This window comes from Microbacterium sp. P2_F9 (assembly GCF_056403635.1).
Genome location: NZ_JBFUFC010000154.1, coordinates 1 through 9,138, shown reverse-complemented (window position 1 = coordinate 9,138; position 9,138 = coordinate 1). Strand labels below are relative to the sequence as shown.

The window sequence follows — 9,138 nt, the reverse complement described above, 5'->3', positions numbered from 1 at the left end:
GCTCGGCACCGCGATGGGGTCGAGTCCYAAATCAGTCTGAACAGCGCCAACGAATGGCTCCCTTGCCAGGAGCCGGAGACACTCCGCAGACGAAACCATGAAGTCGGCGCCGCCGTCGTAGAACCAGTCGGTCTGAGAACTCGAGCCATCCTCGGTGTCCTCAGCGATGTCGGCGAGGCGCTCCTCGACGAAGGATAGGTACTTGGAGTAATAGGACATCCCGTTCTCCGCGACCGCAACGGCGTCGGCTGAACCAACCACTTGAACGCGACTGAATGCTGTCTTCAGCGTTTCCACAGTGGCCGGGTCAATCGCTCGCTGAGACACACCCGGCGTCGGAAGGTCGTTCCAGTCAGCCGCGATGTTTGCTGCGATGACTTCTTGGACGGTGGCATCCAATTCAGTCATTGCTGCGAGTAGCGCGCTGTACTCTGCGAGCCGTTGCTCTCGCAGGAAAGACTCTCGTTCCGCGTTCTGGGCAATCAGCCCGGTGACCAGGGAACCGCCGAGCGCGAACGCCGCACCCAGTACTAGGAGCAGAATGTCTCGCCCTAGAGCGCGCGCAGAGGAACCGTCGGGCACACGCCGATCCTATTGCCGTACGTCGGTGCGCCATCGCCGGGCCCATCGGCCTCCAACCCGCTGGCCAGTCCCTTTAGCTCGCCAGGCAAGGGACGTTTCCCGCCGCTCCGGAAACGAGTACAACACGGTGATGGCGAGCGATTCTCCCACGCCGGTGAACGTCAAGCCCATGCCCTTCGCCCCGCCCGCACTGTTCCCGCTTTCGTGCAGTGCCCGCAAGTGGATCGCATTYGACGCTTTGTCGGCCAAGGATTCGTTTTCCGGCAGGGCGAATCCAAGTGGGCAGGCGACCGTCGAATAGCGTCATGGCATGACGATGAATCGCGACCCTGACCGTTACAACGGCGCACCGATGCGCGAAGCGTGGGTGGAGCTGAATGGRCTAACGGTCAGCTCCGACTATTACGACCCGTCCCGCGCTCTCACTGCTCTCATTGACGGGCGTCGTACGGCCCTCATCGCGGCTGTGGACCAACTCCGCAATCTCGCCTACCCCGTATTCGATCACGCCGCCTTCTTCACTTTACGAGGTAAGCCGAAGACGGTCGTTGCCGTAGTCACAGCGCCCTATCTCGGACCGGTCATTAGACAGTTGGGCGGAACGGTCGCGCTGAATCGTCGCGCTCATGAGATTGCGCGCGACCTTGGCCTGTTCGTGCGCGTTGGTCATCCAGCCGACACCATTCATCTCAGCGCGCACCAGGCGGAACCGACAATTCCGATCGTGTGGTGGAACCCGGAGCGCGGCGACATCGATGTTCCAACCGTCGAGGATCCCTACCAGCGATACGCCGACTGAGCGCCTGCACCTCAATCGCAACCGCTTTCAACTTTCAGTCCGGCCGAGTGCGCGCGATCGTACCCCCTTCGTCGGTCGCCCGCTGAGGGATGGTGATCGATTCAGTGTCGGCTGACGATCAGGTATCGCTCGTCGGTGGTGGGGCCTCCCCAGTAGGACGGGTCGTCGAGAGGCTGCAAATGCACGTCGTCACGGAGCTGACCGACGAGTTGAGCGCAGTCGGAGGCCGTCAGTCCGACTCCCGTGTGCCATCGACCTTCTATTAGGACGAGGACACCGCCCGGCGCGAGCAGCTGAATCCATCGGGCAAGGGATGCGGCTGGATCGGGCATCGCCCACAGAACGTGGCGAGCGAGGACAACATCGAATGACGCCGCCGGAAGGGGAGGGTTCGCGGCATCGGCGACGACGAATCGCGGCAGCGGATCAATCCCCTCAGCCTTGACCCGGGCTCGTTTCACCATCTCCGGAGAAAAGTCGATGCCGCTCACGAGATGCTGACCCTCGATCGCGAGCAGGACGGAGAGCGTGCCCGTCCCGCATCCGAGATCGGCTACTCGTCGTCCGGGTTCACCAACCAGCGGAAGCAGCAAATCCGCCCACGCTCGCCGGACTTTGGAATCGCGGAGACCGTGATCGGCCGAGTCATCGAAGGACTCGGCTTCGATATCCCATAGTGATCGCGAGTCGTCAGTCACCTGCACATACTGCCATCCGGCCGTCTACATCGGCCGGCATGACGAGCTGGTGCTCATCCCGCCCGCGGGATCGCACACGATCCCTACATCCGCAGAGGGATCCGAAGTGCGTGGTCTGCGATATGGCACGCACGCCGCGCCGAGAGTCTCGATACTCTCTTCTCGTGGACCCGACAACCGCGGTCGCGATTTGGCTGGCCGTGATCGCAGCGCTACTTGCGTTTGTGTTCGGGCAGGTCACCGAATGGTTGAAGAACCGGCGGGACTTCAGGCACCGCTGGGATGAAGCGGTCTACACGACAGCGCAAGAATTCGTCGCGGCCACCCGGCGCCTCTCGCACCTCGCCGAAGCGAAGTCGACTACGGACGCCGAGCTCTCCGAGGCTCACGCCCGCGTCCGGACGACGTGCCAGCAACTCATCGTCATCGCTGACACTGACCTCGCGAGGAAAGCGAGGCTGGTTCAACGCGAGGCCTATGCCCTGGTAAAGACGGCTCGTGCGGAGGCGGACCCGCGCCCTGCTGAGAAATCCGCGCGAGCCCGGTACTTTGTCTCGATCAATGAGTTCTATGACGCGCTTCGAGCCAACCTCAAGCTGAGCCCTCACCCCAGTCCGCTTATCGAAGACTGATAGACGGGCCCCGTAGGGGCAACGAGGCCGGTCCGTTGAGGGATCGTTTCGGGTACTGGGCCGGAGCCAGGACGCTTCCCACCGCGAGGTCGAGGGTTCCGCCTTGCGTCTGCGGATAGCCGCGTCAGTCCTCCGAGATATCGTCTGTGTTCATGAGCTTTAGCGACGAGGTCGATGCCATTCGCGCTGCCAATGCGACACGAGGTGCGGACGTTGGCACCGGCCTCGAGTTATCCGAGGCTCATCCGCTCTTGCCGGCGGAGATCGCCTTCATGGATGAGGTGCGCGATCTGTGGCGTGAGGTCGACGCGTACTGGCGAGCGAACAACATGGTCGACGCGAGTATGGCGTGGTGGGTCGAACACGGGGGCCGTGGCGGTGAAGGGCTCACGGGCGAAGCGCCGCTCCCCTTTCCGAAGGTCGGCACCTTTGTCCCCGGCCGGACACGCATGTCCTGGCAGTCCGCAGCGTCGACGCCCATTGAGCAACTCGCGGCTCAGCAACCCACGAAGCACGTCGCCGGGTTATCGATCAACGGTTGGTTTGCTATCTGCGCGCCCGGCGAGCTGCGCGAACTTCTTCCCGACGACCAACCATCGGACTATGACGTAGTTAGCGATGTCCTCTCTCACGGTGCGCGGGGTCTGAAGGCCAGTTTCGAGCGTTCCCTGCGATGGAATTACTTCCAACGCGCGGGCGCCCCGGGAGGACAAGAATCCCGACGCTACGACGATGTTTCATGGTTCGTCGAGTTCGAGGGTCCCAGTGGCCTGCCTAACATCAGGCTCGTTTGCAGCTTGGGTGTGCCGATCGAAGTCTTCACCGCGGACCGCAGCGGGTGGAAGAGCGAAGGCACCTTGCGCCAACTCGTGATCACCGCGCTGGCCGGCCGAATGGCATAGCGATCACCGCCCCTCCAGTTGCGACAATCGCATCTAGGCCGATTGCGCTCAAGTCCGCCGCTGGGGGATCTGCACTCAATGCGCGGTGAAACGTCGAGTGATCTACGCCGACACCGATGTCTAGCGCTCGGGTGCCATCGCTCTGCTCGATCTCCACGCTCTGAGCGGGCCGAGCCTGCGGGCTGACTTCAGTCGGGCTTGTTCGCCTCGTAGGTCTCCCAGTCGCCGTATCCGGTGTCTTCGAGCCACTGCGCCATCGCAGGACCTCCACGTGCCATGTACAGGCCGGGGTTGTACTCGCCAGTCACCGGGTAACGAGGAGTGTGGTCTTCGTCTTCATGGCCTCGACCGGACGACTTCGGCGCGACCTTATCTGCCAGGGCGCTCCGGCCAGCATCTGCTCGTTCGCGAGCGTCGCGCATCTCCCCAAAGACGGCGAACAGCGGGGCGAAGAGAGTCAGGAAGAACACACCAATCACGGCCACCATCCAAGGGACCGCACTTCCGCCGCCGTTGCTGCTGGTCCCGATGGCGATCCCCATTGGAATCAGCAGCAGGCCGGTCAGGACGAACCCGCTCACGTACAGGCGCTTCGTCGTACGTAGCTCCGACATGGGTGGGTCGTTTGCGACGGCGGTGAGGCGTTGGTACTCCTCCCAGTCCTCTTTCGTCAGCTTGCGTCGCAGATCGTAGTTCACGGTGTACTTGCTCGGCACCACAGCGCACCTTCCTCGATGCCGTCAGCGTAGCGCCCGCCTCTAGGTCGGCCCACAGAGGGATCCCTCGAGCGCGCGAGTCCCTGTTCCAATCCCGCAGATCGACCGCGACGACGGCGCGCAGAGGGACCGTTTACGACGCCGAGATTCCGTCTTGCAAGGAGGCCTCTAGCCTGCCGTTTCCATCTCCTAGAGTGGTCGGATGCGTCACCGCCTCACCTTCCCCGCAGCTCTTCTGGCCGCTCTCGCCCTGACCGGATGCGCGACCGGTCCGACGCCTGCGGGTGCGCCCGCCCCGACAGTGGCAACCACGCCCGAGTCGACACCGCCCAGCTCCGATGTCATCGCATCAGGAAGCGACGACGAGCAGGCTCGTGCGCAGGCTCAGGCATGGCTTGACGACATCTCCCTTCCGCCGGGCACCACAACCGCCCCGTCGAACGTCGCCTCGTTCAACTCGTACACCGGCTGGCCGTGCGGGCCGGTCTCCGAGCTTGAGGCGTTCTGGCTGGTCCCCGACGCCACTCTCAGCGACACCGGCGACTGGCTCGACGAGAACCCCGCCGGTGGTCTCCTCTCTGTATGGGGAGAGCACCGGCCCGACAACATGAACAGCGACGGGATGCTCCTCGGGTACATCCCGGAACAGGGCGCTCAGGAGGGCATCGTGTACACCCTCCGGACCGTCCCCGGCGGCATCGCTGTGCGTGCAGAGATCGCAGCCCAGACTGCTGATGCCTCCTGCCCCGAACTACCCGATGGAGCCCAGTACGGGGCACCCGGGATGGGGTAGCAACCCAACCAGACGCGTGGTCTGGGCACACAGCGCATTCGGGGTCGGAAATCCACGTTGCGGTTCCGGCTTGCGATTCGGTTGGCCAAAGCGATCGTGCCGAATGCAATCGCCGAGGCTGCGCCGAGGCCTCCAAACACAAGACTCATCGCGCCAGGGACAAACAGTGTGCAAACGACAGCGGCGGCCGCGAGGACAGAGCTAACGACGGCAACGGGTGACCAGGTGGATATGGGGGYGGCAGTCGTCGTCGTTTTCCGTGTGTCGTCGCGGCAAGTCGAGCGAGTGGCTTCACCCATGACCTTCGGCGGGCCACGGCGCTGCAAGTACCTGACCCGCGGAACCTCGAGGTGTGCCGGCCTTCAACTGCCCTTGTCGCGACCACGCATTGGATTGACCGCGTGGATCCGTCGGATCCGTGACTCGGGTGCCCGATGTTCCGCATCCTCGCCCGCGAGGACGTATGCGAGGAGCGCCGTGGTTCGCCCCGTCATCGAGCGGGCCTGGCGAGGTCGGAAGGCGGGCTTGGGTAGGTTCGGCGCAGAATCAGCCTCTGGACGAATGTCCAAGCGACGGTGACCAGCAGATACAGCCCRGCGGCGAGCGGCACGAACATCGCGATCGCAGCTGTGGCGAACTGCAGTACCCCGACGAGCCGCAGCACCCCCGTGGAATCGAGCGGCGATGGCTCGGGCGTCGGCTGCGGCCGGACGAAGCGGCGGGTGATCTCGGCCACGGCCGCGATCATCAGGATCAGGATGCCGAACACCGCGCCGGCCGCGAACGTCAGGGTTCCGTTGCTGAGCATCGTGATCAAGCTGGCTCCGAGGGGAACCCCGAAGAACTGTTCCGTGAGCAGCGCGTTCGGATGACCGGCGATCACCGTGCGCAGGAAGAGCGTGTAGATGACACCGACCACCGGCGCTTGGATCAGCACGGGGAGGCATCCCGCGAACGGCGAGGCCTTCTCGTCGGTGTAGAGCTGCATCGTCTCTCGTTGCAGCCGTTCGCGGTCGTGCTTGTGCGTGCGCTGCAGCGCCCGCAGCTTCGGTGCGATCCGGGCGCGTGTCTGCTCCGCTTTCGCCTGAGCGACCCCGGTCGGGATGAGCAGCGCGCGCACGAAGAGGGTCAGAAGAATCACCGCCACGGCCGCGGATGCGACGCCGGCGATGGGTTGCAGCAGAGTGGCCAGGCCCATGAGGGTGGCGTACGCCGCGTCGAGGATTGACGCGATGGGCGCGAGGGAAGAGAGGTCCATGATGTCCGTTCGTCGATGTGGGAGGTGGTCGCGAGGCGGCCACATCGTGCATCGACGGACACCGAACCACCCGCCGTGGCGGGTGAGCGTGCGTCGAGGACTACGCGGCCGAGGCCGCGAATCCAGGAGCTCGAGAACGGGGATGCCCTTCGGCATCCGGATCACTCTGTGAAACGGGAGCCGAAGCATCGATCGCCCTGCGCGCATGGGCGAGTGAGGCCCGCGCGGATCGTGGGAGTGTGATCGCACAGAGCAGGGTGACGATCAGAGCCGCGGCCAGCACAGCGGCCGCGTAGATGGTCACCGTGCCGGGATCGACCGCCGTGATGAGACCGAGCGACGTGAACAGAAGGTGCAGAAGCGAGCCGATCGCGTCAGTCATCGCAACACCGCCCCACCATCTCGATGCGGACACGCTAACACGCAGCTCGTCGAGCATGGGGCAGAGATCGAGTGTTAGTCACAGCACCAGGGCTCGGATCGCGGCGCGCTCAGCTATAGAGGAGCGTCAACACGGCGGCTGGCCCACCGCCCGCAGTCGATCCGCTTCGAGACGAGATCTGTTGCAGTGAGCGACCCTCATACGGAGTCAACAGATAGATTCACTCCATGCCGATCTCGCCGTACGTGGCTGCACTGCGCAAACGGGTCGGCACCGATCTCCTCCTCCTTCCGGCAGTCACTGCGGTCATTCGAGATGGCTCGCGATTTCTGCTCGCGCGGCAACGCGACTCCGGACTGTGGAGCTTCGTCGGCGGAGGTGTGGAGCCAGGCGAGGACCCCACCACTGCATTGATCCGCGAGGTCGAGGAAGAGTTGAGTGTCACACCCATCGTCGGCAGGATCGTCGGCGCCTACGGCGGCGAAGACCTCGAAGCGGTGTACCCGAACGGAGACCGCGTCGGCTACGTGACTATCGCCTATGAGTGCGCACTGCACAGCGATCCATTGGATCTTGAGACTGCCGAGCTGCTCGAAGTCGCCTGGTTCGACGCCTCGAGCGTGTCGTCGCTCTCCCGCCACCACTGGATCKATCGCGTGCTCGAGGATTGCTCTCACTGAGGGACCCTGCCGCGCGCGTATTGCTGTTAGCTCTGCGGATATGCTCGCCGCAGGAGGCAACATGACACGCGACGGCCAACACGTTCAGGCTGGATCGGAGATGGACCTCGCCATTAGCCGGGCACTCGAGGCAGCCAAACTCCAGGCCGGGGGTGCCTCCACGACATCCACCGCCTTCGTCGGACACCCGGAGCCTTTCTCCGTCGAGGTCGATGGCGATGCTGGTGCCGCGGACGGCGACTAAGCGGGTCAAATCGCCTTGGCAGGAGAGTGCGCCGCAGGGTACTCTCATCCGCCCGTCAGACGACCGGCTACCGCGCCTCGCTAGCCACCACTATGGCCGCGCGCCGCCGGTTGCAGTTCCAGCGGCGCGCAGTGGCCTTCGGTACGGTCGGTTGCGTGGCCGAGAGGACAGTTGAACTGGATGGGTCGGGATGGCACTTCCCCGCTCGCGACTTCGTCCCTGCGTCCCACCGCGACCTGCCCATGCTGCGTGTATATCTGCCGTTCATAGCCCGAGGCGGGAACTTCGTGCGCTGGTCGCAGTATGTGGACGTCGAGGAACACTCCGCGTCGCTGAACTGGTTCGAAGCGACACGTCACATCTCGGACGAGCAGCCCGCCATTCGCGACCTGGTCTCTTGTATGGGTCAACCGGACGAATCAACCGCGGAAGCGCTCCGCGACGCCATCGGCGATCGGGCTCTGCGATGCCTGCGGTGGGTGGGATACGGCGAGGTCCCCACCGRGCAATCGGTTCGCGTGCATGGGGAGGACTATTTCGAAGCCGACCTGGTCCCCGCTGACGTACAGGCGGGGCGCCGCATCCCGGAGTTTGCATGGGATTCAGATAAGCGGTTGGCATGGGGTAGCCGCCTGTACCCGGACTCTCTCATCGTGGCCGCGGAGCTGTCGATCTTCCGGCAACTCCGCCACGACCCGCGCTTGGATTCCGTGTCCATCCGGGTTGACCGAGACATCTTGCCTGGAAGTACCGGAGATTGACCCCACCCACACGAAGATCGACCGCCTCCTCTGCGGCGTGCGGTGAAGGACCGCCTTGCGCGGTTGAAGCGCCGCATCGCAGCAGGATTTCGCGGTTGCTAGTGCCGTCCGAGGTTGAGCAGACTCAAGGCGGCGTTTCGCGCTGTGCCGTCCGGCGCTTGCAGGGCCGCCGTCATGGTCATCGGCCGGGTGACCTGGCCGCCACCGGTCGAGACGATTTCCTCAAGCGCATCACGAGCAGAGAAGCCATCCCAGCGCATGACGACGTTCGCGACCGCGATCCTGAGGGACGTCGTCGGTGAATCACGCAGGAGAGATTCGAGCGCCAAACGACCTTCATGACTCGCGGCGAGTTCGCCGAGCAATGCCCACAGCGCATTCATCCGCTTGTTGTGGGCGCGTACATCTTGCTTTCGTTCGTAAAAGTAGCCCAAATCGCCGGCCTCGACCTTGTTGCTGGCCTCTTGCGCGGCCTGGACCAGCGCGCCGACGTCATTCACGAACGTATTATGCATGCCCGGTGCCCGCAGAGCGACCGACCTGCGGGCAGCTTCCGCTATGGATGTGCCCCGGGTATGACTGGTCCGGCGTACTAGCGTCAGTGATCATGACGGATGCGGACCCTGACCTCACCAATCTGCCCCGATTCCTCGAACACCTGGAGCAGAGGGACGCCGCGGCAGCCCAGTTC

At 64.2% G+C, this 9,138-nt stretch carries 14 protein-coding genes; 8 read left to right on the top strand and 6 right to left on the bottom strand.

What is annotated here, in order from left to right; translation table 11 throughout:
* Nucleotides 1-582, bottom strand: a 582-nt coding sequence (locus AC1DVT_RS14780; protein ID WP_477389783.1) for a hypothetical protein, incomplete at its 3' end; no start/stop codon positions are given.
* A 310-nt stretch (nucleotides 583-892) separates the two neighbouring features.
* On the opposite strand from AC1DVT_RS14780, the gene AC1DVT_RS14775 reads away from it, so the two are divergent.
* Nucleotides 893-1,381 (top strand): hypothetical protein, encoded by a 489-nt coding sequence (locus tag AC1DVT_RS14775; RefSeq protein WP_477389782.1) that lies wholly within the window; start codon nucleotides 893-895, stop codon nucleotides 1,379-1,381.
* A gap of 101 nt (nucleotides 1,382-1,482) precedes the next feature.
* On the opposite strand, the gene AC1DVT_RS14770 is transcribed toward AC1DVT_RS14775, so the two are convergent.
* Nucleotides 1,483-1,962 carry a class I SAM-dependent methyltransferase gene (locus AC1DVT_RS14770; RefSeq protein ID WP_477389784.1) on the bottom strand — a complete coding sequence of 160 codons (480 nt, stop codon included), beginning with the start codon at nucleotides 1,960-1,962 and terminating at the stop codon, nucleotides 1,483-1,485.
* Between AC1DVT_RS14770 and AC1DVT_RS14765 the strand changes: the two genes are divergently transcribed.
* From AC1DVT_RS14765 to AC1DVT_RS14755, 3 genes are all read left to right on the top strand, one after another.
* Nucleotides 1,876-2,058, top strand: a complete 183-nt coding sequence (locus AC1DVT_RS14765; RefSeq protein WP_477389785.1) for a hypothetical protein — start codon at nucleotides 1,876-1,878, stop codon at nucleotides 2,056-2,058. The genes AC1DVT_RS14770 and AC1DVT_RS14765 overlap by 87 nt on opposite strands.
* A 185-nt stretch (nucleotides 2,059-2,243) precedes the next feature.
* Nucleotides 2,244-2,711: a hypothetical protein gene (locus AC1DVT_RS14760; protein WP_477389781.1), complete on the top strand. Its 468-nt coding sequence runs from the start codon at nucleotides 2,244-2,246 to the stop codon at nucleotides 2,709-2,711.
* Between the two features lie 152 nt (nucleotides 2,712-2,863).
* Nucleotides 2,864-3,613: a hypothetical protein gene (locus AC1DVT_RS14755; RefSeq protein WP_477389780.1), complete on the top strand. Its 750-nt coding sequence runs from the start codon at nucleotides 2,864-2,866 to the stop codon at nucleotides 3,611-3,613.
* A gap of 188 nt (nucleotides 3,614-3,801) precedes the next feature.
* Here AC1DVT_RS14755 and AC1DVT_RS14750 read toward each other — a convergent pair whose 3' ends face one another.
* Nucleotides 3,802-4,329, bottom strand: a complete 528-nt coding sequence (locus AC1DVT_RS14750) for a hypothetical protein (protein WP_477389779.1) — start codon at nucleotides 4,327-4,329, stop codon at nucleotides 3,802-3,804.
* A gap of 202 nt (nucleotides 4,330-4,531) precedes the next feature.
* Here AC1DVT_RS14750 and AC1DVT_RS14745 point away from each other — a divergent pair, with 202 nt between their 5' ends.
* Nucleotides 4,532-5,122, top strand: coding sequence for a hypothetical protein (locus AC1DVT_RS14745; protein WP_477389778.1), 591 nt, complete (start codon nucleotides 4,532-4,534; stop codon nucleotides 5,120-5,122).
* Between the two features lie 490 nt (nucleotides 5,123-5,612).
* Here the strand turns inward: AC1DVT_RS14745 and AC1DVT_RS14740 are convergent, their stop codons facing one another.
* The gene (locus AC1DVT_RS14740; RefSeq protein WP_477389777.1) at nucleotides 5,613-6,380 is read right to left on the bottom strand and encodes a YidC/Oxa1 family membrane protein insertase; all 768 of its coding nucleotides are present in this window, start codon (nucleotides 6,378-6,380) and stop codon (nucleotides 5,613-5,615) included.
* 100 nt (nucleotides 6,381-6,480) lie between these two features.
* Complete coding sequence (locus AC1DVT_RS14735; RefSeq protein ID WP_477389776.1) at nucleotides 6,481-6,762, bottom strand: DUF6412 domain-containing protein; 282 nt, start codon at nucleotides 6,760-6,762, stop codon at nucleotides 6,481-6,483.
* Between the two features lie 227 nt (nucleotides 6,763-6,989).
* Here AC1DVT_RS14735 and AC1DVT_RS14730 point away from each other — a divergent pair, with 227 nt between their 5' ends.
* The 3 genes from AC1DVT_RS14730 to AC1DVT_RS14720 all read left to right on the top strand — a co-directional run bounded on the left by AC1DVT_RS14730 (nucleotide 6,990) and on the right by AC1DVT_RS14720 (nucleotide 8,447).
* A complete protein-coding gene (locus AC1DVT_RS14730; protein WP_477389775.1) occupies nucleotides 6,990-7,442 on the top strand; it encodes an NUDIX domain-containing protein in 453 nt (150 codons plus the stop codon).
* A gap of 61 nt (nucleotides 7,443-7,503) precedes the next feature.
* Nucleotides 7,504-7,686 (top strand): hypothetical protein, encoded by a 183-nt coding sequence (locus AC1DVT_RS14725; protein ID WP_477389774.1) that lies wholly within the window; start codon nucleotides 7,504-7,506, stop codon nucleotides 7,684-7,686.
* A gap of 92 nt (nucleotides 7,687-7,778) precedes the next feature.
* On the top strand, nucleotides 7,779-8,447 hold the full coding sequence (locus AC1DVT_RS14720; protein ID WP_477389773.1) for a hypothetical protein: 669 nt from the start codon (nucleotides 7,779-7,781) through the stop codon (nucleotides 8,445-8,447).
* A 98-nt stretch (nucleotides 8,448-8,545) separates the two neighbouring features.
* Here the strand turns inward: AC1DVT_RS14720 and AC1DVT_RS14715 are convergent, their stop codons facing one another.
* Nucleotides 8,546-8,947, bottom strand: coding sequence for a hypothetical protein (locus AC1DVT_RS14715; RefSeq protein WP_477389772.1), 402 nt, complete (start codon nucleotides 8,945-8,947; stop codon nucleotides 8,546-8,548).
* Between the last annotated feature and the right edge of the window lie 191 nt (nucleotides 8,948-9,138).

Coding starts and splice junctions, on each gene's coding strand:
- AC1DVT_RS14765 (WP_477389785.1), top strand. CDS start 1,876: ATGCTGACCCTCGATCGCGAGCAGGACGGAGAGCGTGCCCGTCCCGCA.
- AC1DVT_RS14755 (WP_477389780.1), top strand. CDS start 2,864: ATGAGCTTTAGCGACGAGGTCGATGCCATTCGCGCTGCCAATGCGACA.
- AC1DVT_RS14745 (WP_477389778.1), top strand. CDS start 4,532: ATGCGTCACCGCCTCACCTTCCCCGCAGCTCTTCTGGCCGCTCTCGCC.
- AC1DVT_RS14735 (WP_477389776.1), bottom strand. CDS start 6,762: ATGACTGACGCGATCGGCTCGCTTCTGCACCTTCTGTTCACGTCGCTC.
- AC1DVT_RS14725 (WP_477389774.1), top strand. CDS start 7,504: ATGACACGCGACGGCCAACACGTTCAGGCTGGATCGGAGATGGACCTC.